The organism is Aquibium sp. A9E412, from assembly GCF_030398335.1.
GTDB lineage: Bacteria > Pseudomonadota > Alphaproteobacteria > Rhizobiales > Rhizobiaceae > A9E412.
Genome location: NZ_JAOAOP010000043.1, coordinates 1 through 23,466, shown reverse-complemented (window position 1 = coordinate 23,466; position 23,466 = coordinate 1). Strand labels below are relative to the sequence as shown.

Genomic DNA, 23,466 nt, shown 5'->3' with positions numbered 1-23,466 from the left:
GCGTCGCCGTTGCGACCGCCGCGCTACAGCGCGGCGAGCAGCCGCGCAGCGCCCATCATGTCGCGCTCGCGCTGGGCGCGCCGCGCCGCCGCCTCGGCGTCCTCGCCCCACTGGCGGATGTTCCAGTCCTCGTCGACATGCGCCGCCGCCCAGGCGTCGCGGGCGTCGAGCGCGCCCGCCTCGACGGCGAGCGCCAGCAGCGCCGAGCCGGTGAGCGCCGTCATCACGTGCAGCGCGGCGACGCGCATCGGCTCCTGGCGCATCGCCAGATGGATACCGACGGCGCCGACCGCCTCGCGCGGCTGCTCGACATGCATGACGCCCTCCGCCAGCAGGAAGCGCGCGCCGAGCGCCGCGCGCGCCCAGTCGAGCACCGGGTCCCACGCTTCGGCCTGACGCTCGACCAGCCCCTCGGGCCCCTCGGCCCGGTAGCAGACGAGATCGCAGGAGGCGAAGCGCAGCACGTCCTCGAGCACGGCCTGGACGTCGCTCGCCACGCCGTCGAGCGCGGTGTTGGCAAGCCGCGTCACCGGCATGGTCATCGGGTCGATCACCGCGGCCTGCGCGGCATACTCGTCGGCCACCAGCCGGGCGGCCGCCTCCGTCGGCAGCCGCAGCACCGCGCGGGCGGGCGTGCGCACCGGCTTGCCGTCGAGCAGCACGACATGCGCCTCGCCGTCCGGCCGGTCGGTCGCCACGGCGTCGTAGAAGCGCCGCGGCAGCGGCTGGCGCATCTGCTTGCGGGCGCGTTCCACGGGGTCTGGGTCGGACAGCGCCGGCCCGGCTTCGAGATCGTTCAACAGGTCACGCATGATCCCTTCCATATGGCATCGGCGGCGCCGGCTTGCCAGTGGCCCCGGCGCATCGCCGGGCCTCAGCCCGGCGGCACGCGGCGGCGCGCCGGAGTGTTGACGAGCAGCAGCCCGGCCGCGATCAGGCCGAGCGCCAGGAAAATGCGCAGCGACAGCGGCTCGCCGAGGATCAACCCGCCGCCGAGCACGCCGAAGGCCGGCGTGAGGAAGGCGAAGCTCGACAGGCCGGAGGCCGGATAGACGCGCATCAGCCAGAAGAACAGCACATAGGTGAAGGCGACCACGTAGACCGCCTGGAACAGCAGCGCGCCGGTCGCCAGCGCCGAGACCTCGCGCAGCACCGGACCGCCGAGCGGCAGCAGCGGCAGCGTGACGACGGCCGACACGACGAGCTGGTAGAGCAGCGTCTTTTCCGCCGGCGCGGCGACGAGCCGCGAGCCCTTGACCACGAGGATGGTGCCGGCCCACAGCACGCCGGCGGCCAGGCACATCAGGTCGCCGCGCAGCGCCGCCGGGTCGGGCAGGCTGAGCTCGTCCGACAGCACCAGCGCCACGCCGAGAAAGGCGAGCACGACGCCGACGAGCTTGAGCCGCGTCATGCGCTCGCCGAGCAGGAAATGGCCGCCGAGCAGCACCCAGAACGGCATGGTGTTGATCATCAGCGTGGCGCGCGCCGCCGTCGTCAGGTCGAGGCCGAGGAAGATCAGCGCGAACTCGCCGCCGAACATCGCCCCGGCCAGCAGCCCGGCGCCCAGCGTGCCGTCGCGCGCGAACAGCGGGATCGCGCGATAGCGGCACCAGCCGTAGACGAGCACGGCGGCGATCGACGAGCGCACGATGGTCAGGAAGATCGGGCTGTAGCCCGCAGTCGACAGCTTGATCGCCACCTGGTTGAGGCCCCAGGAGAAGGTCAGGAGGATCATCAGCGACGCGGCGAAGACGTCGATCGCGGTGCGCTGCTCGGCGGCACCCGCGCCGCTCACGGCGCCTCTCCGGCACTCGCCTCGTCGAAGCCGAGCAGGTTCCAGCTCTGCACCATGTGCGCGGGCAGCGGCGCGGTGACGTCGAGCGTGCCGCCGCGGGGGTGCGGCACGACGATGCGCCGGGCATGCAGGTGCAGCCGGTTCTGGATGCCGCCGGGCAGGCTCCAGTTCTGGTCGGCCTCGAAATACTTCGGATCGCCGATGATCGGGCAGCCGAGCGCGGCGGCGTGCACGCGAAGCTGGTGCGTGCGCCCGGTGACCGGCTGCATCTCCAGCCAGGCGAGCGCCTGGCCGGCCTGCTCGACCAGCTGGTAGGTCGACACCGCGTGGTCGGCGCCGGGCTCGCCGTGCCGGGCCACCCGCATGCGGTCGCCGTCCGGCGTCGCCTCCTTGACGAGCCAGGTGGAGATGCGGCCCTCCGGCTTCTTTGGCACGCCCTTGACGAGCGCCCAGTAGACCTTCTGCGTCTCGCGGCCGCGGAACGCGGCGCCGAGCCGGACCGCCGCCTGGCGGGTGCGCGCCACCACCAGAACGCCCGAGGTGTCGCGGTCGAGCCGGTGGACGAGCCGAGGCTTCTCGCCGCGGCTGTTGCGCCACGCCTCCAGCATGCCGTCGACATGGCGGTTGACGCCCGATCCGCCCTGCACGGCGAGCCCGGCCGGCTTGTTGAACACCAGCAGCGCGTCGTCCTCGTGCAAGAGCATGCGGGACAGCACGTCGGCGTCGGCCTGGTCGCGGATCGTGCGCGCCGTCATCGGCTGCTCGGCCTTGCGGTCGACGTCGAGCGGCGGCACGCGCACCATCTGGCCGGGCTGCACGCGCAGGTCGGACTTCGCCCGCCCGCCGTCGACGCGGATCTGGCCCGAGCGCAGCAGCTTCTGCAGCCGGCCGAAGGCGAGGCCGGGATAGTGCTGCTTGAACCAGCGGTCGAGCCGCATGCCGGCCTCGTCGCCCGTCACCTCGATCTGCTGCACACCCTGCATCGCACGCTCCACCGGGGCCCGCGGGCCCGCCCTCACCCTGCCCGCCCGTCAGGCGAGCCGCATCAGCCACAGCCCGGCGGCGAGCCCCGCCAGCGCCGCGGCCACGCTGATCGCCACATAGCCGGCGGCCAGCGCCAGCGCGCCGCGCTCCCACAAGACCGCCACCTCGAGCGAGAAGGCGGAGAAGGTGGTGAAGCCGCCGAGCAGGCCCGTCGCCACGAACAGCCGCAGCTCCGCCGACGTGCCGCTGCGCCGGCTCAGCCACTCGACGAACAGGCCCATGGCGAACGAGCCCAGCACGTTGACCGCCAGCGTGCCCCACGGGAAGCCGGGTCCGAGCAGCCTGAGCGCCGCCAGGCCGGCGAGATGGCGCAGCGCGGCACCGGCCGCGCCGCCGGCCGCGACGATCAGGAGATGGCTCATGCGGTCCTATTGCGCATTGCCGGCCCCCAGGTCAACGCGCCAGATGCCGAAGCGCGGCCGCGCCGTCGTGGCGACGGCTTCGACAGCCGCGATGGCAAGCCCGCCGCACCGGGACGGCACCCCGGGCCGGCGCGGTCTTGCGGAGCGGAAAGGCGGCGCATAGATTCGCGATCGACCGGCTGCAAGGGAGTCCGACCCGATGCCTCGGCAGAAAAGCTCCGACAAGGACGTGGCGGCGCTCAGGTTCTCGTTCAACCACAATCCGTGGGATCGCGCCGCGATCGCGGTTCTGGCCGGCGGCTGGATCTACTTTCTGATCGCCGGTTCGAGCTCGGTGTTTCGCTCCGACGCCGTGCCCTTCGTCGTTTCGGTCGTCCTGGTTGCGGGGCTGATCTGGCTGCTCGGCCTTGTCATGAAGCAGGAAGCGGAGATCGGCGCCCTGGCCGGCGAGGCGCGCGGCAGGCTCGAACGGGCGGCCGAGCGCGAGCGGCCGCCGAACGAGGAACAGCGCCGGCAACTTCTCGGCGACTGACGCGCGATGCTCGGGCGCGGCGGCCGGCTGCTGCGGCGCGTCGTGCAGCTTCGGCTGCCGGCCGACCTCTCGCGGCTGGGCAATCGCGAGCTTCTGGCACATGGCGATCGCGTGCGCGCAACGCGACAGGGGTTCGAGCGGTATGTGTCGTCGCGGCGCGGCGGTCTGCTGCGCCGGCTGCTCGCCTTCACCGGCGCCGCCTGCACCCTGGTCGGAGGTCTGGACCTTGCCTGGCAGTTGCTGGGCGACCGGTCGGGCCTGCTCGATCCGCGCTGGGACGCAGCCGTCACCATGGCCGGTTTCCTTGCCCTGCTGACCACATGGCTGCTCGGTCTCGCGCTGCGACGCTGGCTGCGGCGCGCGCTCGGTGCCATCGACGCGCTCGCTGACGAGCAGATGCGGGTCGACGACGAGATCCAGGCACGCCTGCTCGGCCACCGGCATGCGCCGCGGCGATAGCGACGGCTCGTCGTCCGCCAATCGATCGGCAGGCGTCGAGCCTCTGCGCCGTCGGCCTTCGCAAGCGCGCAGCCGCTGCCACCGACCGCTCTCAGCCGCGCTCGCGCCTCAGCCGCGCCCAGTGGTCGAGCCGCTTGCGCACCTCGCGCTCGAAGCCGCGCTCGGGCGGGTCGTAGAAGGTCTGCCGGCCCATCGCCTCGGGGAAGTAGTCCTGGCCGGAGAAGGCGTCCGGCTGGTCGTGATCGTAGAGATAGCCCTTGCCGTAGCCCTCGCCCTTCATCAGCTTGGTGGGCGCGTTGAGGATGTGCTTGGGCGGCGGCAGCGACCCGTGCTCCTTCGCCGCCCGCATCGCCGCCTTGTAGGCCGTGTAGAGCGCGTTCGACTTCGGCGCGGTGGCCAGATGGACGCAGGCCTGGGCCAGCGCCAGTTCGCCCTCCGGCGAGCCGAGATAGTCGTAGGCGTCCTTCGCCGCGTTGGCGACGAGGAGCGCCTGCGGGTCGGCCATGCCGATGTCCTCGACCGCCATGCGCACCAGCCGGCGACCGATATAGAGCGGCGCCTCGCCGGCATCGAGCATCCGCGCCAGGTAGTAGAGCGCCGCATCGGGGTCCGAGCCGCGCACCGCCTTGTGCAGCGCCGAGATCAGGTTGTAGTGGCCGTCCTGGCTCTTGTCGTAGACCGGCGCGCGGCGCTGCACGATCTGCTGCAGCGTCTCGGCGTCGAAGGTCTCGTCGGCGCCGGCCGCCCGCCACACCTCCTCGGCCAGCGTCAGCACCGCGCGGCCGTCGCCGTCGGCCATGCGCACCAGCACCGCGCGCGCCTCCTCCGTCAGCGGCAGCGCCCGCCCCTCGACCGCCTCGGCACGCGCGACGAGCCGCATCAGGCTGTCCGCGTCGAGCGGCCGGAAGACCAGCACGCGGGCGCGCGACAGGAGCGCGGCGTTGAGCTCGAAGGACGGGTTCTCGGTGGTGGCGCCGACCAGCACGACCGTGCCGTCCTCCATCACCGGCAGGAAGGAATCCTGCTGTGCCCGGTTGAAGCGGTGGATCTCGTCGACGAACAGCAGCGTCTGGCGGCCATGCGTGCGGCGCAGCCGCGCGGCCTCGAACACCTTCTTGAGCTCCGCCACGCCGGAGAAGATCGCCGAGATCTGCTCGAAGGCGAGATCGGTCTCGCCGGCCAGCAGCCGCGCGACCGTGGTCTTGCCGGTGCCGGGCGGCCCCCAGAACACCAGCGAGCCGAGCGAGCCGGCACGGATCATGCGCGTCAGCGCCCCGTCGGGTCCGGTCAGGTGCTCCTGGCCGACCACCTCGGCCAGCGCCGCCGGCCGCAGCCGGTCGGCAAGCGGCCGGCCGGCTGCGGCCCGCGGCCGGCCGGCATCCGGCGTGCGGCCCGTGTCCGGTGCGTCGAACAGATCGGCCATGGCTAGAACCGCAGCGTCTGGCGCAGCAGGCGGCCGTCCCGCTCGATGGTGAAGCGCCACCAGCGCCCGCCGGCCTCGGCGAGCCGCTTCAGCGTCTCGGCGCTGTCGATCGTCTCGCCATTGACCTCGCGCACGATGTCGCGCGGCCGCAGGCCGAGCCGGCCGGCCGGCGAGCCGCGCTCGACCTCGACCACCGCGACGCCGCGCGCATTGCCCGGCAGGCGCAGCCGCTGGGCGAGCCGCGGCGACAACGCCGCCACCCTGGCGCCGGCGAACGGGCTGCCGCCCTCGATGACGAGTTCGCGGCCCTGCCCGCCCGGCGCGCGCTCGAGCCGCACGTCGAGCGTGCGGTCCTCGCCCCGGCGCAGGATGCGCACGGCGGCATTCGTGCCGATCGGCTGGGTGGCGAGCCGGTATTCCAGCGCGTCGGGATGCTCGATCGCCGCACCGTTGAGCGCCACGATCACATCGCCGGCGGCGAGCCCGGCGCGCGCGGCCGGGCTGTCGGCGGTCACCTCGGTGACGATCGCCCCGCCCGGCCGGGCCATGCCGAGCGCCTCGGCGACGTCGGCCGTCACCGGATCGAAGAAGGCACCGAAATAGGGCCGCTCGAAGCGCTCGGCCCCGTTCTTCGCCGCGTCGACCACCGCGCGCACCATGTTGGAGGGGATCGCGAAGCCGATGCCGATCGACCCGCCGGAGCGGCTGAAGATCGCCGTGTTGATGCCGATCAGCCGGCCCTTCATGTCGATCAGCGCGCCGCCGGAATTGCCCGGATTGATCGCCGCGTCGGTCTGGATGAAGAAGCCGAAATCGGAGATGCCGATGTGCGAGCGCGCCAGGCCCGACACGATGCCGCTCGTCGTCGTCTGGCCGACACCGAACGGGTTGCCGATGGCAAGCACCAGATCGCCGACCTCGAGCGCGTCGGAATCGCCGATGGCGACGGCGGGAAACGGCTCGTCGGCCGCGATGCGCAGCACCGCCAGATCGAGCGATTCGTCCTTGAGCAGCACCTCGCTCTCGTATTCGCGACCGTCCGACATCGCCACCTTCACCGCATCGGCGCCGCGGATGACGTGGTTGTTGGTCACGACGATGCCGGAGGCGTCGACCAGCACGCCGGAGCCGAGCGAGGACTGCACGCGCGGCGGCATCTCCAGCCGGCCGAAGAACTGCTCGAAGAACGGGTCGCCGGCAAACGGCGAGCGCCCGCGCACCTCCTGCGAGGCGTAGACATTGACCACCGCCGGCGCGGTCTCGCGCACCAGCGGCGCGAAGGACAGCTCGATCTCGTCGCGGCCGAACGGCACCCGCGTGCCGGTCGCAGCCGACGGCGCGCTGCCCGTCGCCTCCTCCTGCGACCCGCGCAGCAGGTCGGGCAGGAGCTCGCGCAGGAAGCCCTCGCCGCCGCCCTGGGCGGCGGCCGCCGTCAGAAGCCCCGCCGTCAGCACCGCGCCGGCCAGTGCCGCGACCATCCGCTGCCACGCTGTCGTCATCGCCCGATCCTCGCCGCCCGAATCCGTGTTGTCAGCCTGCTTCCTGTTTTCCAGAGGAATGTGCAATTTGGAAGGCCGCACGTCGGCCGGCGCCGGCAGCGCCGACAGGAGACAGCGCCATGCGCAGCGAGAAGGACAGGATGCTGGCCGGCGAGCCCTACCGCGCCGACGCCCCCGAGCTGGTGGCGGACCGCGCCCGCGCCGCCGCGTGGATGGACCGCTACAACGCGCGGCTGGCGCGCGAAGCCGGGGCGTTCGCCGCGCTGCTCGCCGAGATCATGGCGGCAGTCGGCGACGGCGCTGTCGTGCGGCCGCCCTTCCACTGCGACTACGGCTACAACATCGCGCTCGGCCGCAACGCCTTCCTCAACTTCGGCTGCATCGTCCTCGACGTCGCGCCGGTGACGGTCGGCGACGGCGCGCAGATCGGTCCGGGCGTCCAGCTTCTGACGGCCGACCATCCGCGCGACGCGGCAAGCCGGCGCTCCGGACTCGAGCTCGGCCGCCCGGTGCGCATCGGCGCCAATGCCTGGATCGGCGCCGGCGCGCTGGTGCTGCCGGGCGTCAGCGTGGGCGACGACGCGATCGTCGGCGCCGGCGCGGTCGTCACCCGCGACGTGCCGCCCGGCGCGACGGTCACCGGCAACCCGGCGCGCCCGCGCCGTCCGTGACTTCGCGCCGCAACGCCGGGCGGATGCGAAACCGCAGCCGTTCGGCGTTCTCCGGAACGGCAGACCGGCTCCGATCTGTCGTCTTGCCGCGTTTGCGGACGGCGAACCGATATCCGCTTCGCCCGGCCGCGCGTCAGGGCTGCGAGAGGCGCGCCGCTATCGCCTCGTAGCCGCGCCGGCGCGCGTGCTCGAGCGGCGTGACGCCGTCGCGGTCGGCGATGGCGCGGTCGGCGCCCGCATCGACCAGCAGGCCGACGATCTCCCGGTAGACCGGGCCGCCATCGCCGAGGATGACCGCCTCCAGAAGCGCCGTCCAGCCGAGATCGTTGACATGGTCGACGTCGACCCCGGCGGCAAGCAGCATGCGAACCGTCTCGGGATGGCCGTGATGGGCCGCGGGGATCAGCGCGGTGCCGCCATAGCGGTTGGTGTCGGCGAGATCGGCCCGGCCGGTGGCAAGGATCGCGCGCAGGATGGCGTTGCGCCCCTCCGCGCCGGCATAGAGGAACGGCGTGTCGGCGATCGCGTCCTTGGCGTTGACGTCGGCGCCCGCGTCGATCAGCCGCCGCGCGATCGCGACCGCGTCGCGCCGCGTGGCCACGAGCAGCGCCGTGCGGCCGTCGCCGTCGCGCGCCTCGAGCGGCGCGCCGGCCTCGATCAGCCGCGCCACGGCCGCCGCGTCGTCCGCCTCAACCGCCTCATGCAGGGTCATCGTCACCTCGCTCGCCCGGCCGGGCGCCGGCAGCGCGACCGCCGCCGCTGCCGCCAGCGCGGCCGCCATCAGGCTCCTGCGCGTCGTCATGGCCGCCGCCCTCTCGCCCGTAGCGCCGGCGCCGGTCTGCCCTTCACGGAATCACAGACCGGCTCCGACTTCTTGTTTCGACGCGTTTCCGGACGGCGAACCGGTTCCCACTTCGCCTGGAAACGCTTGTTGTCTCGACGCGTTTCCGGACGGCGAACCGGTGTCCACTTCGCCTGGAAACGCTTTGAGTGTGCCCCGGAAACGACGAAGGGGCCAGACGGCCCCTTCGCAACAAACGTTCCGCGGCACCTGGCGATCACGCCGCCTCGGTCTCCGCGTTCGCCTCCTCGGCCTCCATGCGGGCGCGGTCGGCCGCGCCCTTGGCCTCGACGTCGCGGTCGACGAACTCGATCACCGCCATCGGCGCGCTGTCGCCATGCCGGAAGCCCGCCTTCATGATGCGCGTGTAGCCGCCGTTGCGCTCGGCATAGCGCGGCGCGATGGTGTCGAACAGCCGGCGGACCAGCTTGTCGTTGCGCACCGTCGACGCGGCCTGGCGCCGCGCGTGCAGATCGCCGCGCTTGCCCAGCGTGACGAGCTTCTCCACGATCGGGCGCAGCTCCTTGGCCTTGGGCAGCGTCGTGACGATCTGCTCATGCTCGATGAGCGACGCGGCCATGTTGGAAAACAGCGCCTTGCGGTGGCTGGCGGTGCGGTTCAGCTTGCGGCCGGATTTCCCGTGGCGCATTGGCCTTCTCCTTCAAACTCTTGGTGCGCGCGGCCCGCGCAACGATCAGTACTGGTCCTCGTAGCGCTTGGCCAGTTCCTCGATGTTGTCCGGCGGCCAGTCCGGCACCTCCATGCCCAGATGCAGGCCCATCGAGGCGAGCACTTCCTTGATCTCGTTGAGCGACTTGCGGCCGAAGTTCGGCGTGCGCAGCATCTCGGCTTCCGTCTTCTGGATCAGGTCGCCGATGTAGACGATGTTGTCGTTCTTCAGGCAGTTGGCCGAGCGCACCGACAGCTCAAGCTCGTCGACCTTCTTGAGCAGCGCCGGGTTGAAGGCAAGCTCGGTGACCTGCTCGCTCGGCTGCTCCTTCTGCGGCTCCTCGAAGTTGACGAACAGGCCGAGCTGGTCCTGCAGGATGCGCGCGGCGAAGGCCACGGCGTCCTCGCCGCTGATCGAGCCATCCGTCTCGATGGTCATGGTCAGCTTGTCGTAGTCGAGCACCTGGCCCTCGCGGGTGTTCTCGACCTTGTAGGAGACCTTCTTGACCGGCGAGTAGAGGCTGTCGACCGGGATGAGCCCGATCGGCGCGTCCTCGGCCCGGTTGCGGTCGGCCGGCACATAGCCCTTGCCGCTGTCGACGGTGAACTCCATGCGGATCTCCGCGCCCTCGTCGAGCGTGCAGATGGCATGGTCGGGATTGAGGATCTCGACGTCGCCGACGGTCTGGATGTCGCCGGCCGTGACGGTGCCCGGGCCCTGCTTGCGCACGACCATGCGCTTCGGCCCGTCGCCGTCCATCTTGATGGCGATTTCCTTGATGTTGAGCACGATGTCGGTGACGTCCTCGCGCACGCCGGCGATCGAGGAGAACTCGTGCAGAACGCCGTCGATCTGCACCGCGGTCACCGCCGCGCCGCGCAGCGACGACAGCAGCACGCGGCGCAGCGCGTTGCCCAGCGTCAAGCCGAAGCCGCGCTCGAGCGGCTCGGCGACGAGCGTCGTCACCGTCTTGCCCTTCGACGAGAACTCGATCTTGTTGGGCTTGATCAGTTCCTGCCAGTTCTTGTGGATCATGATGTCTTCCTTCCGTTCCCGGCCACCATCCAATCGTGACCGGCGAATTGGAGACCGCAGAGGAGCGCGTCGCGCTCGTGCGGTGAGAAAAGGCGCAGGCCTAGACGCGGCGCTTCTTGCGCGGCCGGCAGCCATTGTGCGGGATCGGCGTCACGTCGCGGATCGACGTGATGGTGAACCCCGCCGCCTGCAGCGCGCGCAACGCCGACTCGCGGCCCGAGCCGGGCCCGCTGACCTCGACCTCGAGCGTGCGCATGCCGTGCTCGGCCGCCTTGCGGGCGCAGTCCTCGGCCGCTACCTGGGCGGCGAAGGGGGTCGACTTGCGCGAGCCCTTGAAGCCCTGCGCGCCGGCCGACGACCAGGCAATCGCGTTGCCCTGCGCGTCGGTGATGGTGATCATCGTGTTGTTGAACGTCGAGCTGACGTGGGCGACGCCCGACGAGATGTTCTTGCGCTCGCGACGGCGAACACGCGCGGCTTCCTTGGCCATGTCTGTCCTTTCAAACGATCTCTACACCGCCGTAACGCCAGCGGCTCCACCAATGGGGCGGCGACGCGGACGACCGCGGCACGTCGGAGCGATGGCGGCGCTGCCGCCGCGCGTTCGTCCGGCCTGCCCCGGCGCCCCGTCTCCGGGACCCCGACTTACTTCCTCTTGCCGGCGATCGGCTTGGCCGGCCCCTTGCGGGTGCGCGCGTTGGTGTGCGTGCGCTGGCCGCGCACCGGCAGCGAGCGGCGATGCCGCAGGCCGCGGTAGCAGCCGAGATCCATCAGCCGCTTGACGTTCATCGACACCTCGCGGCGCAGGTCGCCCTCGACCTGGTACTCGCGATCGATGGTCTCGCGGATCTGCATCACCTCGGCGTCCGTCAGCTCGTTGACGCGCCGCTCGAGCGGGATGTTGACGCGCTTGACGATGCTCTCGGCATTCTTCGCGCCGATGCCGTGAATGTACTGCAGCGCGATGACGACGCGCTTGTTGGTCGGAATGTTGACGCCAGCGATACGGGCCACGTCGGCTCTCCTTGGTTCTGGCCGGCCAGCCCGGCGCTTGCATCCAGAGCCGCCCGGCATCGCGCTGACGCGCAGATCGGCTCTAACCTGTTGCTATGCGCGTTTCCGGACGGCGAACCGGTTTCGTTTCGCCTGGAAACGCGCCAGCGCCGGACAAGGCGAAAGCGCCCGATCCCGGCCTCTTGCTTCCCGACCGGCACCGACCGCTTGGACTGTCAGCGAATTGGCGCCGTCTTTGGAGGAATCGCCGGGAATTGTCAACTCCCCGGGCGTTTCCCGTGCTCTCACAACCGGTCGAGGATCGCCTCGATCTCGCCGGTCACCGTGTCGATCTCGGCCATGCCGTCCACGCCGCTGAGCTTGCCCTTGGCGTGGTAGTAGCCGATCAGCGGCGCGGTGTCCTTGTAGTAGGCCCACAGCCGGGCCTTGACCGTTTCCGGCCGGTCGTCGGCGCGCCGCTTGAACTCGGTCGCGCCGCACTTGTCGCACACGCCCTCGACCGCCGGCTTCAGGTTCTCGTCGTGATAGCCCGCGCCGCAGTTGGCGCAGGTGTAGCGCCCGGCGATGCGGTCGACCAGGACCTCGTCGTCGACCTTGAGCTCGATCACCGCGTCGAGTTCCAGCCCCTTGTCCGACAGCATCCGTTCGAGCGCGTCGGCCTGGAACAGCGTGCGCGGATAGCCGTCGAGGATGAAGCCGTCGGCGCAGTCCGGCGCGTCGATGCGGTCCGAGACGATCTGGTTGACGATCTCGTCGGACACCAGGTCGCCGGCCTCCATCACCGCCTTGGCCCGCTTGCCGACATCGGTCCCCTCGGCGACGGCGCGGCGCAGCATGTCGCCGGTGGACAGCTGCGGGATGCCGTGCTTCTCGACCAGCCGCTGCGCCTGCGTTCCCTTGCCTGCCCCCGGCGGGCCGAGCAGTATCAGTCTCATCGTCCCCGTTTCCCTCCGCGCAGCTTCGATTTCTTGATCAGCCCCTCATACTGATGCGCGATCAGGTGACCCTGGACCTGCGACACCGTGTCGAGGGTGACGCTGACCACGATCAGCAGCGAGGTGCCGCCGAGATAGAAGGGAACACCGGTCGCCGAAATCAGAAACTCCGGAAGGAGACAGACGATCACCAGGTAGATGGCGCCGACAACGGTGATGCGCGTCAGGACGTAGTCGATGTACTCGGCCGTCCGCTCGCCGGGGCGATAGCCCGGAATGAAGCCGGAATGCTTCTTGAGCTGGTCGGCCGTGTCCTTCGGGTTGAACACGATCGCCGTGTAGAAGAAGGCGAAGAAGGCGATCAGCGCCGCATAGAGGATCATGAACAGCGGCTGGCCGTGGCCGAGCGAGGCGAGCACCGCATTGGCCCAGCCCGGCAGCGTCGCCGTGTCGGAGAAGCCCGCGATCGTCGCCGGCAGCAGCAGCAGCGACGAGGCGAAGATCGGCGGGATGACGCCGGCCGTGTTGAGCTTGAGCGGCAGGTGCGAGGTGTCGCCCTGGAACATGCGGTTGCCGACCTGGCGCTTGGGATACTGGATCAGCAGCCGGCGCTGCGCCCGCTCGAAGAACACGATGACGGCGATCACCGCCACCGCGAGCACGATGATGGCCAGGATCAGGCCGGTCGACAGCGCGCCGGTGCGGCCGAGCTCGAGCGTCGCGCCGATCGCCGACGGCAGGCCGGCGACGATGCCGGCGAAGATGATCAGCGAGATGCCGTTGCCGATGCCGCGCGCGGTGATCTGCTCGCCGAGCCACATCAGGAACATGGTGCCGCCAACCAGCGTGATGACGGCCGAGATGCGGAAGAACCAGCCCGGATCGGTGACGATGTTGGCGCCGCTTTCGAGCCCCACGGCAATGCCGTAGGCCTGCACCGTGGCGAGCAGCACGGTGCCGTAGCGCGTGTACTGGTTGATGACCTTGCGGCCCTGCTCGCCCTCCTTCTTGAGCTGCTCGAGCGACGGCACGACCGACGTCATGAGCTGCATGATGATGGAGGCCGAGATGTAGGGCATGATGCCGAGCGCGAAGATGGCCATGCGCTCGACCGCGCCGCCGGCGAACATGTTGAACATGCCGAGCACGCCGCCCGACTGCTGCTGGAAGGCCTGCGCGAAGGCCTCGGGATTGATTCCCGGCATCGGGATGTAGGTGCCGATCCGGTAGACCAGCAGGGCGCCGAGCGTGAACCAGATGCGCTTCTTCAGATCCTCGGCCTTCGCGAACGCCGCAAAGTTGAGGTTGGACGCCAGTTGTTCGGCTGCCGATGCCATGAAGGATTCTCCGCTTGGTCCGCGGCCCGGCATGCGGGCGATGCGGTGGCCTGCGCGTGTCGTCAAGGCCTCCAGATAGGCCCCGGCCAATGAGGATGCAAGCGGAGGCCCCCGCCCCCGCCTGCAAGGCCCGTCACTCGGCTGCGGCCTTCTCAGGCAGCTTCACCGATCCCCCGGCCTTTTCGACCTTCTCGACGGCGGACTTCGAGGCGCCGGCGATGTCGAAGGTCAGCTTGGCGCTGATCTCGCCGTTGCCGAGCAGCCGCACGCCGTCCCGGGCGCGGCGGATGACGCCGGCCTTGATGAGCGCCGCCGTGTCGACGGTCTCCTTGGGGTCGAGCTTCTTGGCGTCGACGGCCGCCTGCACCCGGCCGACGGAGACCTCGTTGAAGGTCTTGCCGAACGGGTTGGAGAAGCCGCGCTTGGGCAGCCGGCGGTAGATCGGCATCTGGCCGCCCTCGAAGCCCTTGATGGCCACGCCCGAGCGCGACTTCTGGCCCTTCACGCCGCGGCCGCCGGTCTTGCCGAGGCCCGAGCCGATGCCGCGGCCGACGCGCTTGCGCGACTGCGTGGCGCCGTCCTTGTCCTTGAGTTCGTTGAGCTTCATCGTGCCGCTCCTGTTCCTCACGCTTCGTCGACGATGCGCACGAGGTGCTGCACCGAGCGGATCATGCCGCGCACGGCGGGCGTGTCCTCGAGTGTCGAGCGACGGCGAATCTTGTTCAGCCCGAGACCGATTAGCGTCGCACGCTGGTTGGCGGGGCGGCGGATCGGGCTGCCGATCTGCTCGACCGTCAGCGTCTTGCCCTTCGTCTTGTCAGCCATGTCCGTTCATCCTTGCGCAGGGGCGCGCGGCGAAGCCTTCGGCTTCCGCGCGCCGTGCGAAATCCCTACTCTTCCGCGCCGGCGGTGGCGCCGCGGCGGGCCTGGAGCGTCGAGTACTTGATGTTGCGCTGCGCGGCGACGTCCTTGGGATGCATCTGCCGCTTCAGCGCGTCGAAGGTCGCGCGAACCATGTTGTAGGGATTCGACGAGCCGAGCGACTTGGCCACCACGTCCTGCACGCCGAGCGTCTCGAAGACGGCGCGCATCGGGCCGCCGGCGATGATGCCGGTGCCGGGCTTGGCGGTGCGCAGAAACACGCGGCCCGCGCCGTGCCGGCCGGCAACGTCGTGATGCAGCGTGCGGCCCGAGCGCAGCGGCACGAACACCATGTCGCGCTTGGCGCTCTCGGTGGCCTTGCGGATCGCCTCGGGCACCTCGCGCGCCTTGCCGTGGCCGAAGCCGACGCGGCCCTTCTGGTCGCCGACGACGACGAGCGCGGCGAAGCCGAAGCGCCGGCCGCCCTTCACCACCTTGGCGACGCGGTTGATGTGGACCAGCTTGTCGACGAACTCGCTGTCGCGATCGTCGCGGTCGCGCCGTCCGTCCCTGCGGTCTTGTGCCATTGTCCTTGTCCTTGTTCTTTTCCGGTAGCACCGAATGTCGGATGCGGCCGGAGCCCGACGGGCCCTGCCGCGGCTAGAAGCTGAGGCCGCCCTCGCGCGCGGCCTCGGCGAGCGCCTTGACGCGGCCGTGGTAGAGATAGGCGCCGCGGTCGAAGACCACGGTCGTCACCCCCGCCTTGGCGGCGCGCTCGGCGAGCAGCTTGCCCACGGCAGCCGCCGCCTCGGCGTCCGCTCCCGTCTTGAGCTGCGACTTCAGGTCCTTCTCCAGCGTGGAGGCGGCGGCCAGGGTGTGACCCTTCTGGTCGTCGATGACCTGCGCGTAGATGTTCTTCGACGAGCGATGGACGGAAAGCCGCGGACGGTCGCCGGCGACCGCCTTGACCTTGCGGCGCACGCGCCCGGCGCGTCGCTTGATGGATGCGTTCGAGGCCATGGCCTTGGGTCCCTACTTCTTCTTGCCTTCCTTGCGGACGATCGTCTCGTCGGCGTACTTCACGCCCTTGCCCTTGTAGGGCTCGGGGCTGCGGAATTTGCGGATCTCCGACGCCACCTGGCCGACGGCCTGCTTGTCGATGCCGCTGACGACGATCTCCGTCGGCTTGGTGACCGCGATCGACACGCCCTGCGGCGGGTCGTAGACGACGTCGTGGCTGTAGCCGAGCGAAAGCTGCAGCTTCTGGCCCTGCATCGCCGCGCGATAGCCGACGCCGCTGATCTCCAGCCGCTTCTCGAAGCCGTCCTTCACGCCGTTGACGATGTTGGCGATCTGCGTGCGCGACATTCCCCACTTGGAGCGCGCCTGCTTCGACTGGTCGCGCGGGTCGACGGCGATCGCGCCGTCCTCCAGCTTCACCAGCACCTCGTCATTGACGACGAAGGTCAGCTCGCCCTTGGGCCCCTTGGCGGTGACGGTCTGGCCGTCGACGCTGGCGGTCACACCGTCGGGAATCGCGACCGGTTTCTTGCCAATACGAGACATGGTCTTGTCCTTGCTGTCTTATTCCGGTTCGCCTCAGATCAGAAGATCTGGCAGAGAACTTCGCCGCCGACGTTCTGCTCGCGCGCCTGATGGTCGGCCATCACGCCCTTGGGCGTCGACAGGATGGCGATGCCGAGACCGTTGCCGACCTGCGGAATCGAGCGCACCGAGACATAGACGCGGCGGCCGGGCTTGGAAACGCGCGAAATCTCGCGGATCACCGGGCTGCCTTCGTAGTACTTCAGCTCGATCTCGAGCTCCGACTTGCCGTTGCCGTAGTCGACCTGGCTGTAGTCGCGGATGTAGCCCTCGTCCTTCAGGACGTCGAGCACGCGCGCGCGCAGCCGCGAGGCCGGCGTCGACACCTTGGTCTTCTTGCGGCCGATGGCGTTGCGGATGCGCGTCAGCATATCGCCGAGAGGATCGCTCATGGACATGGTCGGCCCTCCTTACCAGCTCGACTTGACCAGGCCCGGGATGAGCCCGTTGTTGCCAAGCTCACGCAGCGCCACGCGCGACATGTTGAGCTTGCGATAGAAGGCGCGCGGGCGCCCGGTCACGCCGCAGCGGTTGCGGATGCGCGTCTTCGAGGAGTTGCGCGGCAGCTCGGCAAGCTTGAGCTGAGCGCGGAAGCGCTCCTCCATCGGCTTGTCCTGATCCATGATGATCGCCTTGAGCGCGGCCCGCCGGGCCGCATAGCGCTCGACCATCTGGCGCCGCTTCTTGTTCTTCTCGACTGCGCTAACTTTTGCCATTTCGCGAAATCCTTGTTCTCGCCTGCCGTTACCGCCGGAACGGGAAGTTGAAGGCCGTCAGAAGCGCCCTCGCCTCGTCGTCCGTCTTGGCGGTCGTACACACGATGATGTCCATGCCCCAGATCTGATCGACCTTGTCGTAGTTGATCTCGGGAAACACGATGTGCTCCTTGACGCCCATCGCGAAGTTGCCGCGCCCGTCGAAGCTCTTCGGGTTGAGGCCGCGGAAGTCGCGCACGCGCGGCAGAGCGATGGTGATCAGCCGGTCGAGGAACTCGTACATGCGGTCCTTGCGCAGCGTCACCTTGGCGCCGATCGGCATGCCCTCGCGCACCTTGAAGCCGGCGATCGAGCGCCGCGCCCGCGTCACGACCGGCTTCTGGCCGGCGATCAGCGCCAGGTCGTCAGCCGCCGAGCTCGGCTTCTTGGAATCCGCCGTCGCCTCGCCGATGCCCATGTTGATGACGATCTTGTCGAGACGCGGCACCTGCATCTCGTTCTCGTACTGGAACCGCTCGCGCAGCTCCTTGCGGATCGTCTCGTTGTACTTGACCTTCAGCCGCGGCTGGGACTGCTCGTTAGCCATCGATCAACTCTCCCGAGCGCTTCGCAACGCGCACCTTGCGCCCGTCCTTGTTCGTCTGGAAGCCGACGCGCGTCGGCTTGCCGTCCTTGGGATCGGCCAGCGCCAGGTTCGACAGGTGAACCGGCGCTTCCTTGGTGATGATGCCGCCTTCCTGCTGCGGCGTCTGCTTCTGGTGCCGGCGCACCAGGTTGACGCCGCGCACCAGCGCCTTGTCGTCCTTCGGCATGACGCGCACGACCTCGCCGCTGCGCCCCTTGTCCTTGCCCGTCAGCACGACGACCGTGTCGCCTTTCCTGATCTTCTGCATGTCCGCTCTCCTTCAGAGCACTTCCGGCGCCAGCGAGATGATCTTCATGTGGTTCTTGGCGCGAAGCTCGCGCGGAACCGGGCCGAAGATGCGCGTGCCGACGGGCTCTTTCTTGTTGTCGACCAGAACGGCGGCGTTCTTGTCGAAGCGGATCACGCTGCCGTCGGGCCGGCGGATGTCCTTGGCGGTGCGCACCACGACCGCCTTCATCACGTCGCCCTTCTTCACGCGGCCGCGCGGGATCGCTTCCTTGACCGACACCACGATGATGTCGCCGACCGAGGCGTATTTCCGCTTCGAGCCGCCCAGCACCTTGATGCACATGACACGACGGGCGCCGGAATTGTCCGCCACGTCGAGGTTGGTCTGCATCTGAATCATGACTGGCCGCCTTCTCGTTCTCGCTGCGCGGCGGTCATGCGCCGCCCGCGCGTTCTGTCCTTATTGCGCCTGCGCCTCGGTCACCACGACCCAGCTCTTGTCCTTGGAAATCGGCTTCGATTCCTGGATCGTGACGATGTCGCCGACCTTGCACGCGTTGGTCTCGTCGTGCGCCTTGTAGCGCTTGCTCATGCGCACGGTCTTCTTCATCACCGGATGGGTGAAGCGGCGCTCGACGCGCACCACCACCGTCTTGTCGTTCTTGTCGCTGACGACGGTGCCCTGCAGTACCCGCTTTGGCATGCCCTTCGCCCCTTACGCCTTGGAGCCGGCCGATTTCTCGGCGGCGATGGTCTTGATGCGCGCGATGTCCCTGCGGACCTGCTTGACGCGCGCGGTTTTCTCGAGCTGGCCCGTCGCCTTCTGAAAGCGCAGGTTGAACTGCTCCTTCTTCAGCTTGCCGAGCTCCTCGGTGAGCTGGTCCTGGGACATGGCCCTGACGTCTGCGGCTTTCATGACCTGTCTCCGCTACTCTGCGATGCGCTGGACGAAGCGCGTCTTGACGGGCAGCTTGGCCGCGCCGAGGCGCAGCGCCTCGCGCGCCACGTCGGCCGCCACGCCGTCGATCTCGAACATGATCCGGCCCGGCTTGACCCGCGCCGCCCAGTAGTCGACGGAGCCCTTGCCCTTGCCCATGCGCACCTCGGTCGGCTTCGACGTCACCGGCACGTCCGGGAAGATGCGGATCCACACCCGGCCCTGGCGCTTCATCTGGCGCGTGATGGCGCGACGCGCGGCCTCGATCTGGCGCGCGGTGACACGCTCGGGCTCCAGCGCCTTGAGGCCGTAGGAGCCGAAATTGAGCGCCGTGCCGCCCTTGGCCGCACCGTGGATGCGGCCCTTGAACTGCTTGCGGAATTTCGTGCGCTTCGGTTGCAGCATCTCGTTCTACTCCGTTCGGCTCAGGCGTTCTCGCGGCGGCGGCCGCCGGGATGGTCGCCCTCGATCGCCTTGCGCTCAGACGCCATCGGGTCGTGCTCGAGGATCTCGCCCTTGAACACCCACACCTTGACGCCGCACGCGCCGTAGGCGGTCTGCGCCTCGGCCGTGCCGTAGTCGACGTCGGCGCGCAGCGTGTGCAGCGGCACGCGGCCCTCGCGGTACCACTCCATGCGCGCGATCTCCGCGCCACCGAGCCGGCCCGCGCAGTTGATGCGGATGCCCTCGGCGCCGAGCCGCATCGCCGACTGCACGGCGCGCTTCATGGCGCGGCGGAAGGCCACGCGGCGCTCGAGCTGCTGGGCGATCGACTGCGCGATCAGCGTGGCGTCGATCTCCGGCTTGCGCACCTCGACGATGTTGAGATGCGTCTCGGCCTGGGTCATCGCCGTCAGCTTGCGCCGCAGCTTCTCGATGTCGGCGCCCTTCTTGCCGATGATCAGGCCGGGGCGGGCCGAGTGGATCGTGATGCGGCACTTCTTGTGCGGCCGCTCGATGACCACCTTCGAGACCGCCGCCTGCTTGAGCTCGCGCTCGATGTAGCGGCGGATCTTCAGATCCTCGTGCAGCAGCTTGCTGTACTCGCCGGTGTTGGCAAACCAGCGCGAATCCCACGTCCGGTTGATGCCGAGTCGCAGCCCGATCGGATTGACTTTGTGACCCATCAGGCCGCCTCCAGCTTCTCTTCCACTTCGCGCACGACGATGGTCAGATGCGCGAACGGCTTCTCGATGCGGCTGGCGCGGCCGCGACCGCGCGCATGGAACCGCTTCATGACGATCGACTTGCCGACATAGGCCTCGGCCACGACGAGCGAATCGACGTCGAGATCGTGGTTGTTCTCCGCGTTGGCGATCGCCGACTCCAGCGTCTTGCGCACGGTGCCGGCGATGCGCTTGCGCGAGAACTCGAGCTCCGCCAGCGCCGTCGCCACCTTCTTGCCGCGGATCAGCGCGGCAACGAGGTTCAGCTTCTGCGGGCTGACCCGGATCGTGCGCAGGACCGCGCGCGCCTCGTTGTCGCCGAGCCGGCGCGGGGCTTTGGCCTTGCCCATCGTTACTTCCTCTTCGCCTTCTTGTCGGCGCCGTGACCGTAATAGGTGCGGGTCGGCGCGAACTCACCGAATTTGTGGCCGACCATCTCCTCGCTCACCGACACCGGAATGTGCTTCTGGCCGTTGTAAACGCCGAAGGTGAGGCCGACGAACTGCGGCAGGATGGTGGAGCGGCGGCTCCAGATCTTGATCACGTCGTTGCGGCCGCTCTCGCGCGCCTTGTCGGCCTTCTTGAGCAGAAAGCCGTCGACGAAAGGACCTTTCCAGACTGAACGGGACACTTGGCGCTACCTCTCGTTAGCTCTTCTTGCGCTGGTGGCGCGAGCGCATGATCGACTTGTCGGTCGATTTGTTCGACCGCGTCCGCATGCCCTTGGTCGGCTTGCCCCACGGCGAGACCGGGTGCCGGCCGCCCGAGCTGCGGCCTTCGCCGCCGCCATGCGGGTGGTCGACCGGGTTCATCGAGACGCCGCGGTTGTGCGGGCGCTTGCCGAGCCAGCGCTTGCGGCCCGCCTTGCCCAGATTGATGTTCGAGTGGTCCGGGTTGGACACCGCACCGACCGAGGCCAGGCAGCCGCCCGGCACCAGGCGCTGCTCGCCCGAGTTGAGCCGCAGGATGGCGCGGCCCTGGTCGCGACCGACGAGCTGGGCGTAGGCGCCCGCCGAGCGGGCGAGCTGGCCGCCCTTGCCCGGCTTCAGCTCGACATTGTGCACGATGGTGCCGATCGGCATGGCCGACAGCGGCATCGCGTTGCCCGGCTTCACGTCGATCGCCTTCTCGCCCGAGATCACCCGGTCGCCGACCGCCAGGCGCTGCGGCGCCAGGATGTAGCTGAGCTCGCCGTCGTCGTAGCGGATCAGCGCGATGAAGGCGCTGCGGTTGGGGTCGTACTCGATGCGCTCGACCGCCGCCGACACGTCGAACTTGCGCCGACGGAAGTCGATCATGCGGTAGGTGCGCTTGTGACCGCCGCCCTGGAAGCGCGCCGTCACGCGGCCGCGGTTGTTGCGGCCGCCCTTGCTCGACAGGCCCTCGGTCAGCCCCTTGACGGGCTTGCCCTTATAGAGGCCCGAGCGGTCGACGATGACGAGCTGGCGCTGGCCCGGCGTCACCGGTTTGTAGTTCTTGAGTGCCATTGTCCTATCCTCGCGGCCTGTCAGAGACCCGTCGCAATGTCGATCGAATGGCCCTCGGCCAGCGTCACGATCGCCTTCTTGGCGTCGCTCTGCCGCCCGATCGTGCCGCGGAAGCGCTTGACCTTGCCCTTGCGCACCAGGGTGTTGACCGCCGTCACCTTGACGCCGAACAGCGCCTCGACGGCCGCCTTGATCTCAGGCTTGCTGGCCTTGCGCGCGACGTTGAAGACGACCTGGTTCTGCTCCGAAGCGAGGGTCGACTTCTCGGTGATCGCCGGGCTGACGATCACGTCATAGTGGCGAAGATCCGTCATTTGAAGCGCTCCTCGAGGGCCTCGACAGCCGACTTGGACAGGACCAGCGTGCCGCGGCGCAGAATGTCGTAGACGTTGATGCCGTGCACCGGCAGCACGTCGATATTGGGGATGTTGGAGGCCGCGCGGCGGAAGTTCTGGTCGATCTCCGCGCCGCCGATCATCAGCGCGTTCGTCAGCCCGAGCTTGGCGAAGCTCTCGACCAGCGCCTTCGTCTTGGCCTCGCCGAGCGCCAGCTCGTCGATGACGATCAAATTCTCCGCCCGCGCCTTGGCCGACAGCGCATGCTTCAGCCCGAGCGCGCGCACCTTCTTCGGCAGGTCGTGCGCGTGGCTGCGCACGACCGGGCCGTGCGCCTTGCCGCCGCCGCGGAACTGCGGCGCGCGCGCCGAGGAGTGCCGCGCCCGGCCGGTGCCCTTCTGCCGGTACATCTTGGCGCCGGTGCGGGCGATCTCGGAGCGTCCCTTGGTCTTGTGCGTGCCCTGCTGCTTCTTGGCGAGCTGCCAGCGCACGACCCGCTGCAGGATGTCCTGGCGCGGCTCGAGGCCGAAGATCGCGTCCGAAAGCTCGACCTTGCCCGCGTCCTTACCGGCAAGGGTGGTCATCTTGAGGTCCATCACTCCGCCCCCTCGCTGGCCGCTCCGGCGTCGCCGCCGGCAGCCTGATTGCCTTCAACCGCGCGGATCGCCGCCGGCTTGGGCGCGCCGTCCGGCAGCGGCGCCTTGACGGCGTCGCGCACCATGATCCACGCGCCCTTGGAGCCGGGCACCGCACCGCGCACCAGGATCAGACCGCGCTCGGCGTCGGTCGACACCACCTCGAGGTTCTGCGTCGTCACGCGCCGGTCGCCCATGTGGCCGGCCATCTTCTTGCCCTTGAACACCTTGCCGGGGTCCTGGCGCTGACCGGTCGAACCGTGCGTGCGGTGCGAGATCGAGTTGCCGTGCGTGGCGCGGCCGCCACCGAAGTTGTGCCGCTTCATCACGCCCTGGAAGCCCTTGCCGATCGAGGTGCCGGTGACGTCGACCTTCTGGCCGGCCACGAAGTGGTCGACCGTGATCTCGGCGCCGACGTCGAGCATGTTCTCCGGCGACACGCGGAACTCGGCCAGCTTGCGCTTCGGCTCCACCGAGGCGGCCGCGAAGTTGCCGCGCATGGCCTTCGACGTGTTCTTGACCTTGGCCAGGCCGACGCCGAGCTGGACGGCGTCGTAGCCGTTCTTCTCCTGCGTGCGCTGCGCGACCACCTGGCAGTTTTCCATCCGCAGAACCGTGACGGGCACATGCTCGCCCGCGTCGTTGTAGACGCGCGTCATGCCGATCTTCTGTGCGATTACACCTGAACGCATCGGTTCGTATTCCTTTTCAGCTTCCCTTGCGCCGCCGCCGCTCGGGCGGCCGGCGCGGGCTCGAGGCGCCAAGCCCCTTGCCCTAGAGCTTGATCTCCACGTCGACACCGGCGGCCAGGTCGAGCTTCATCAGCGCGTCGACCGTCTGCGGCGTGGGGTCCACGATGTCGAGAAGCCGCTTGTGCGTGCGCATCTCGAACTGCTCGCGGCTCTTCTTGTCGATGTGCGGCGAGCGGTTGACCGTGAACTTCTCGATCCGCGTCGGAAGCGGAATCGGACCGCGGACGTTGGCGCCGGTGCGCTTGGCGGTCGACACGATCTCGCGCGTCGAGGCATCGAGCACCCGGTGATCAAACGCCTTGAGGCGGATGCGGATATTCTGTCCGTTCATGTCACTTCCTTCGGCCGCCACGGCCACCATGCGGCGCCGTGGCGGTTGCGTTTGATGCCCGTCTTACTCGGTGATGGAGGCGACGATGCCGGCGCCGACGGTGCGGCCGCCCTCGCGGATGGCGAAGCGCAGCTTCTCCTCCATGGCGAT

At 69.3% G+C, this 23,466-nt stretch carries 37 protein-coding genes and 1 pseudogene; 3 read left to right on the top strand and 35 right to left on the bottom strand.

The genetic code is table 11. The annotated features are described in order from the left end of the window. Positions 1 to 23 precede the first annotated feature (23 nt). From N1F89_RS14605 to crcB, 4 genes are all read right to left on the bottom strand, one after another. Positions 24 to 812 carry an ATP12 family protein gene (locus N1F89_RS14605; protein ID WP_290084922.1) on the bottom strand — a complete coding sequence of 263 codons (789 nt, stop codon included), beginning with the start codon at positions 810 to 812 and terminating at the stop codon, positions 24 to 26. A gap of 62 nt (positions 813 to 874) precedes the next feature. Continuing rightward, complete coding sequence (locus N1F89_RS14600; RefSeq protein ID WP_290084921.1) at positions 875 to 1,795, bottom strand: DMT family transporter; 921 nt, start codon at positions 1,793 to 1,795, stop codon at positions 875 to 877. Then, positions 1,792 to 2,778: an RluA family pseudouridine synthase gene (locus N1F89_RS14595; RefSeq protein WP_290084920.1), complete on the bottom strand. Its 987-nt coding sequence runs from the start codon at positions 2,776 to 2,778 to the stop codon at positions 1,792 to 1,794. Before N1F89_RS14595 ends, N1F89_RS14600 begins: the two co-directional genes overlap by 4 nt. A gap of 48 nt (positions 2,779 to 2,826) precedes the next feature. Next, positions 2,827 to 3,201, bottom strand: coding sequence for a fluoride efflux transporter CrcB (gene crcB / locus N1F89_RS14590; RefSeq protein ID WP_290084919.1), 375 nt, complete (start codon positions 3,199 to 3,201; stop codon positions 2,827 to 2,829). Positions 3,202 to 3,400: 199 nt separating this feature from the next. On the opposite strand from crcB, the gene N1F89_RS14585 reads away from it, so the two are divergent. Further along, positions 3,401 to 3,733 (top strand): hypothetical protein, encoded by a 333-nt coding sequence (locus N1F89_RS14585; RefSeq protein ID WP_290084918.1) that lies wholly within the window; start codon positions 3,401 to 3,403, stop codon positions 3,731 to 3,733. Between the two features lie 6 nt (positions 3,734 to 3,739). Further along, positions 3,740 to 4,192, top strand: coding sequence for a hypothetical protein (locus N1F89_RS14580; protein ID WP_290084917.1), 453 nt, complete (start codon positions 3,740 to 3,742; stop codon positions 4,190 to 4,192). 91 nt (positions 4,193 to 4,283) lie between these two features. Here N1F89_RS14580 and N1F89_RS14575 read toward each other — a convergent pair whose 3' ends face one another. Then, entirely contained in the window at positions 4,284 to 5,615 is a 1,332-nt protein-coding gene (locus N1F89_RS14575; RefSeq protein ID WP_290084916.1) for a replication-associated recombination protein A, read from the bottom strand. A gap of 2 nt (positions 5,616 to 5,617) precedes the next feature. After that, the gene (locus N1F89_RS14570; RefSeq protein ID WP_290084915.1) at positions 5,618 to 7,114 is read right to left on the bottom strand and encodes a DegQ family serine endoprotease; all 1,497 of its coding nucleotides are present in this window, start codon (positions 7,112 to 7,114) and stop codon (positions 5,618 to 5,620) included. 119 nt (positions 7,115 to 7,233) lie between these two features. Between N1F89_RS14570 and N1F89_RS14565 the strand changes: the two genes are divergently transcribed. Then, on the top strand, positions 7,234 to 7,785 hold the full coding sequence (locus tag N1F89_RS14565; protein ID WP_290084914.1) for a sugar O-acetyltransferase: 552 nt from the start codon (positions 7,234 to 7,236) through the stop codon (positions 7,783 to 7,785). Between the two features lie 133 nt (positions 7,786 to 7,918). Here the strand turns inward: N1F89_RS14565 and N1F89_RS14560 are convergent, their stop codons facing one another. The 29 genes and pseudogenes from N1F89_RS14560 to N1F89_RS14420 form a co-directional block, all read right to left on the bottom strand. Beyond that, positions 7,919 to 8,497, bottom strand: a complete 579-nt coding sequence (locus tag N1F89_RS14560; RefSeq protein WP_290084932.1) for an ankyrin repeat domain-containing protein — start codon at positions 8,495 to 8,497, stop codon at positions 7,919 to 7,921. Positions 8,498 to 8,843: 346 nt separating this feature from the next. Continuing rightward, positions 8,844 to 9,275 carry a 50S ribosomal protein L17 gene (gene rplQ, locus N1F89_RS14555; RefSeq protein WP_290084912.1) on the bottom strand — a complete coding sequence of 144 codons (432 nt, stop codon included), beginning with the start codon at positions 9,273 to 9,275 and terminating at the stop codon, positions 8,844 to 8,846. A gap of 45 nt (positions 9,276 to 9,320) precedes the next feature. Beyond that, positions 9,321 to 10,331, bottom strand: a complete 1,011-nt coding sequence (locus tag N1F89_RS14550; RefSeq protein ID WP_290084911.1) for a DNA-directed RNA polymerase subunit alpha — start codon at positions 10,329 to 10,331, stop codon at positions 9,321 to 9,323. A gap of 100 nt (positions 10,332 to 10,431) precedes the next feature. Beyond that, positions 10,432 to 10,821 (bottom strand): 30S ribosomal protein S11, encoded by a 390-nt coding sequence (gene rpsK / locus N1F89_RS14545; protein ID WP_260901852.1) that lies wholly within the window; start codon positions 10,819 to 10,821, stop codon positions 10,432 to 10,434. A gap of 155 nt (positions 10,822 to 10,976) precedes the next feature. Continuing rightward, positions 10,977 to 11,345 carry a 30S ribosomal protein S13 gene (gene rpsM, locus N1F89_RS14540; protein ID WP_290084908.1) on the bottom strand — a complete coding sequence of 123 codons (369 nt, stop codon included), beginning with the start codon at positions 11,343 to 11,345 and terminating at the stop codon, positions 10,977 to 10,979. Between the two features lie 284 nt (positions 11,346 to 11,629). Beyond that, on the bottom strand, positions 11,630 to 12,280 hold the full coding sequence (locus N1F89_RS14535; RefSeq protein WP_290084906.1) for an adenylate kinase: 651 nt from the start codon (positions 12,278 to 12,280) through the stop codon (positions 11,630 to 11,632). Continuing rightward, positions 12,277 to 13,617 (bottom strand): preprotein translocase subunit SecY, encoded by a 1,341-nt coding sequence (gene secY, locus N1F89_RS14530; protein ID WP_290084904.1) that lies wholly within the window; start codon positions 13,615 to 13,617, stop codon positions 12,277 to 12,279. Before secY ends, N1F89_RS14535 begins: the two co-directional genes overlap by 4 nt. Positions 13,618 to 13,750: 133 nt before the next feature. After that, complete coding sequence (rplO, locus tag N1F89_RS14525; protein ID WP_290084903.1) at positions 13,751 to 14,224, bottom strand: 50S ribosomal protein L15; 474 nt, start codon at positions 14,222 to 14,224, stop codon at positions 13,751 to 13,753. 17 nt (positions 14,225 to 14,241) lie between these two features. Continuing rightward, entirely contained in the window at positions 14,242 to 14,442 is a 201-nt protein-coding gene (rpmD, locus tag N1F89_RS14520) for a 50S ribosomal protein L30 (protein ID WP_290084901.1), read from the bottom strand. 65 nt (positions 14,443 to 14,507) lie between these two features. Continuing rightward, positions 14,508 to 15,065, bottom strand: a complete 558-nt coding sequence (rpsE, locus tag N1F89_RS14515; protein WP_290084898.1) for a 30S ribosomal protein S5 — start codon at positions 15,063 to 15,065, stop codon at positions 14,508 to 14,510. A 73-nt stretch (positions 15,066 to 15,138) separates the two neighbouring features. Next, on the bottom strand, positions 15,139 to 15,498 hold the full coding sequence (rplR, locus tag N1F89_RS14510; protein WP_290084896.1) for a 50S ribosomal protein L18: 360 nt from the start codon (positions 15,496 to 15,498) through the stop codon (positions 15,139 to 15,141). A 12-nt stretch (positions 15,499 to 15,510) separates the two neighbouring features. Beyond that, entirely contained in the window at positions 15,511 to 16,044 is a 534-nt protein-coding gene (gene rplF / locus N1F89_RS14505) for a 50S ribosomal protein L6 (protein ID WP_290084894.1), read from the bottom strand. Between the two features lie 38 nt (positions 16,045 to 16,082). Continuing rightward, complete coding sequence (rpsH, locus tag N1F89_RS14500) at positions 16,083 to 16,481, bottom strand: 30S ribosomal protein S8 (RefSeq protein WP_290084892.1); 399 nt, start codon at positions 16,479 to 16,481, stop codon at positions 16,083 to 16,085. A 12-nt stretch (positions 16,482 to 16,493) separates the two neighbouring features. Beyond that, positions 16,494 to 16,799: a 30S ribosomal protein S14 gene (gene rpsN / locus N1F89_RS14495; protein ID WP_290084891.1), complete on the bottom strand. Its 306-nt coding sequence runs from the start codon at positions 16,797 to 16,799 to the stop codon at positions 16,494 to 16,496. Positions 16,800 to 16,827: 28 nt separating this feature from the next. Next, entirely contained in the window at positions 16,828 to 17,385 is a 558-nt protein-coding gene (rplE, locus tag N1F89_RS14490; protein WP_290084889.1) for a 50S ribosomal protein L5, read from the bottom strand. Then, entirely contained in the window at positions 17,378 to 17,692 is a 315-nt protein-coding gene (gene rplX, locus N1F89_RS14485; protein WP_290084887.1) for a 50S ribosomal protein L24, read from the bottom strand. Before rplX ends, rplE begins: the two co-directional genes overlap by 8 nt. 12 nt (positions 17,693 to 17,704) lie before the next feature. After that, positions 17,705 to 18,073: a 50S ribosomal protein L14 gene (gene rplN, locus N1F89_RS14480; protein ID WP_024585433.1), complete on the bottom strand. Its 369-nt coding sequence runs from the start codon at positions 18,071 to 18,073 to the stop codon at positions 17,705 to 17,707. 60 nt (positions 18,074 to 18,133) lie between these two features. Continuing rightward, a complete protein-coding gene (rpsQ, locus tag N1F89_RS14475) occupies positions 18,134 to 18,376 on the bottom strand; it encodes a 30S ribosomal protein S17 (protein WP_290084886.1) in 243 nt (80 codons plus the stop codon). 12 nt (positions 18,377 to 18,388) lie between these two features. Then, positions 18,389 to 18,589: a 50S ribosomal protein L29 gene (rpmC, locus tag N1F89_RS14470; protein ID WP_290084885.1), complete on the bottom strand. Its 201-nt coding sequence runs from the start codon at positions 18,587 to 18,589 to the stop codon at positions 18,389 to 18,391. 12 nt (positions 18,590 to 18,601) lie between these two features. Continuing rightward, positions 18,602 to 19,015, bottom strand: a complete 414-nt coding sequence (gene rplP / locus N1F89_RS14465) for a 50S ribosomal protein L16 (RefSeq protein ID WP_290084883.1) — start codon at positions 19,013 to 19,015, stop codon at positions 18,602 to 18,604. A 20-nt stretch (positions 19,016 to 19,035) separates the two neighbouring features. After that, a complete protein-coding gene (gene rpsC / locus N1F89_RS14460; protein ID WP_290084882.1) occupies positions 19,036 to 19,737 on the bottom strand; it encodes a 30S ribosomal protein S3 in 702 nt (233 codons plus the stop codon). Next, positions 19,737 to 20,126 carry a 50S ribosomal protein L22 gene (gene rplV, locus N1F89_RS14455; RefSeq protein WP_290084881.1) on the bottom strand — a complete coding sequence of 130 codons (390 nt, stop codon included), beginning with the start codon at positions 20,124 to 20,126 and terminating at the stop codon, positions 19,737 to 19,739. The genes rpsC and rplV overlap by 1 nt, the downstream gene beginning before the upstream one ends. A gap of 2 nt (positions 20,127 to 20,128) precedes the next feature. Further along, on the bottom strand, positions 20,129 to 20,407 hold the full coding sequence (gene rpsS, locus N1F89_RS14450; RefSeq protein ID WP_290084880.1) for a 30S ribosomal protein S19: 279 nt from the start codon (positions 20,405 to 20,407) through the stop codon (positions 20,129 to 20,131). Positions 20,408 to 20,423: 16 nt separating this feature from the next. Continuing rightward, complete coding sequence (rplB, locus tag N1F89_RS14445; protein WP_290084879.1) at positions 20,424 to 21,263, bottom strand: 50S ribosomal protein L2; 840 nt, start codon at positions 21,261 to 21,263, stop codon at positions 20,424 to 20,426. A gap of 20 nt (positions 21,264 to 21,283) precedes the next feature. Next, positions 21,284 to 21,577, bottom strand: coding sequence for a 50S ribosomal protein L23 (locus N1F89_RS14440; RefSeq protein ID WP_290084878.1), 294 nt, complete (start codon positions 21,575 to 21,577; stop codon positions 21,284 to 21,286). After that, positions 21,574 to 22,194, bottom strand: a complete 621-nt coding sequence (gene rplD / locus N1F89_RS14435) for a 50S ribosomal protein L4 (RefSeq protein WP_290084877.1) — start codon at positions 22,192 to 22,194, stop codon at positions 21,574 to 21,576. Before rplD ends, N1F89_RS14440 begins: the two co-directional genes overlap by 4 nt. Next, positions 22,194 to 22,925: a 50S ribosomal protein L3 gene (gene rplC / locus N1F89_RS14430; protein ID WP_290084876.1), complete on the bottom strand. Its 732-nt coding sequence runs from the start codon at positions 22,923 to 22,925 to the stop codon at positions 22,194 to 22,196. Before rplC ends, rplD begins: the two co-directional genes overlap by 1 nt. Positions 22,926 to 23,007: 82 nt before the next feature. Continuing rightward, a complete protein-coding gene (rpsJ, locus tag N1F89_RS14425; protein ID WP_007066362.1) occupies positions 23,008 to 23,316 on the bottom strand; it encodes a 30S ribosomal protein S10 in 309 nt (102 codons plus the stop codon). A 63-nt stretch (positions 23,317 to 23,379) separates the two neighbouring features. Beyond that, a pseudogene (locus N1F89_RS14420) lies at positions 23,380 to 23,466 on the bottom strand (elongation factor Tu); the annotation flags it as partial.

Coding starts and splice junctions, on each gene's coding strand:
- N1F89_RS14605 (WP_290084922.1), bottom strand. CDS start 812: ATGCGTGACCTGTTGAACGATCTCGAAGCCGGGCCGGCGCTGTCCGAC.
- N1F89_RS14595 (WP_290084920.1), bottom strand. CDS start 2,778: ATGCAGGGTGTGCAGCAGATCGAGGTGACGGGCGACGAGGCCGGCATG.
- crcB (WP_290084919.1), bottom strand. CDS start 3,201: ATGAGCCATCTCCTGATCGTCGCGGCCGGCGGCGCGGCCGGTGCCGCG.
- N1F89_RS14585 (WP_290084918.1), top strand. CDS start 3,401: ATGCCTCGGCAGAAAAGCTCCGACAAGGACGTGGCGGCGCTCAGGTTC.
- N1F89_RS14580 (WP_290084917.1), top strand. CDS start 3,740: ATGCTCGGGCGCGGCGGCCGGCTGCTGCGGCGCGTCGTGCAGCTTCGG.
- N1F89_RS14575 (WP_290084916.1), bottom strand. CDS start 5,615: ATGGCCGATCTGTTCGACGCACCGGACACGGGCCGCACGCCGGATGCC.
- N1F89_RS14570 (WP_290084915.1), bottom strand. CDS start 7,114: ATGACGACAGCGTGGCAGCGGATGGTCGCGGCACTGGCCGGCGCGGTG.
- N1F89_RS14565 (WP_290084914.1), top strand. CDS start 7,234: ATGCGCAGCGAGAAGGACAGGATGCTGGCCGGCGAGCCCTACCGCGCC.
- N1F89_RS14560 (WP_290084932.1), bottom strand. CDS start 8,497: ATGACCCTGCATGAGGCGGTTGAGGCGGACGACGCGGCGGCCGTGGCG.
- rplQ (WP_290084912.1), bottom strand. CDS start 9,275: ATGCGCCACGGGAAATCCGGCCGCAAGCTGAACCGCACCGCCAGCCAC.
- N1F89_RS14550 (WP_290084911.1), bottom strand. CDS start 10,331: ATGATCCACAAGAACTGGCAGGAACTGATCAAGCCCAACAAGATCGAG.
- rpsK (WP_260901852.1), bottom strand. CDS start 10,821: ATGGCCAAGGAAGCCGCGCGTGTTCGCCGTCGCGAGCGCAAGAACATC.
- N1F89_RS14535 (WP_290084906.1), bottom strand. CDS start 12,280: ATGAGACTGATACTGCTCGGCCCGCCGGGGGCAGGCAAGGGAACGCAG.
- secY (WP_290084904.1), bottom strand. CDS start 13,617: ATGGCATCGGCAGCCGAACAACTGGCGTCCAACCTCAACTTTGCGGCG.
- rplO (WP_290084903.1), bottom strand. CDS start 14,224: ATGAAGCTCAACGAACTCAAGGACAAGGACGGCGCCACGCAGTCGCGC.
- rpmD (WP_290084901.1), bottom strand. CDS start 14,442: ATGGCTGACAAGACGAAGGGCAAGACGCTGACGGTCGAGCAGATCGGC.
- rpsE (WP_290084898.1), bottom strand. CDS start 15,065: ATGGCACAAGACCGCAGGGACGGACGGCGCGACCGCGACGATCGCGAC.
- rplR (WP_290084896.1), bottom strand. CDS start 15,498: ATGGCCTCGAACGCATCCATCAAGCGACGCGCCGGGCGCGTGCGCCGC.
- rplF (WP_290084894.1), bottom strand. CDS start 16,044: ATGTCTCGTATTGGCAAGAAACCGGTCGCGATTCCCGACGGTGTGACC.
- rpsH (WP_290084892.1), bottom strand. CDS start 16,481: ATGTCCATGAGCGATCCTCTCGGCGATATGCTGACGCGCATCCGCAAC.
- rpsN (WP_290084891.1), bottom strand. CDS start 16,799: ATGGCAAAAGTTAGCGCAGTCGAGAAGAACAAGAAGCGGCGCCAGATG.
- rplE (WP_290084889.1), bottom strand. CDS start 17,385: ATGGCTAACGAGCAGTCCCAGCCGCGGCTGAAGGTCAAGTACAACGAG.
- rplX (WP_290084887.1), bottom strand. CDS start 17,692: ATGCAGAAGATCAGGAAAGGCGACACGGTCGTCGTGCTGACGGGCAAG.
- rplN (WP_024585433.1), bottom strand. CDS start 18,073: ATGATTCAGATGCAGACCAACCTCGACGTGGCGGACAATTCCGGCGCC.
- rpsQ (WP_290084886.1), bottom strand. CDS start 18,376: ATGCCAAAGCGGGTACTGCAGGGCACCGTCGTCAGCGACAAGAACGAC.
- rpmC (WP_290084885.1), bottom strand. CDS start 18,589: ATGAAAGCCGCAGACGTCAGGGCCATGTCCCAGGACCAGCTCACCGAG.
- rplP (WP_290084883.1), bottom strand. CDS start 19,015: ATGCTGCAACCGAAGCGCACGAAATTCCGCAAGCAGTTCAAGGGCCGC.
- rpsC (WP_290084882.1), bottom strand. CDS start 19,737: ATGGGTCACAAAGTCAATCCGATCGGGCTGCGACTCGGCATCAACCGG.
- rplV (WP_290084881.1), bottom strand. CDS start 20,126: ATGGGCAAGGCCAAAGCCCCGCGCCGGCTCGGCGACAACGAGGCGCGC.
- rplB (WP_290084879.1), bottom strand. CDS start 21,263: ATGGCACTCAAGAACTACAAACCGGTGACGCCGGGCCAGCGCCAGCTC.
- N1F89_RS14440 (WP_290084878.1), bottom strand. CDS start 21,577: ATGACGGATCTTCGCCACTATGACGTGATCGTCAGCCCGGCGATCACC.
- rplD (WP_290084877.1), bottom strand. CDS start 22,194: ATGGACCTCAAGATGACCACCCTTGCCGGTAAGGACGCGGGCAAGGTC.
- rplC (WP_290084876.1), bottom strand. CDS start 22,925: ATGCGTTCAGGTGTAATCGCACAGAAGATCGGCATGACGCGCGTCTAC.
- rpsJ (WP_007066362.1), bottom strand. CDS start 23,316: ATGAACGGACAGAATATCCGCATCCGCCTCAAGGCGTTTGATCACCGG.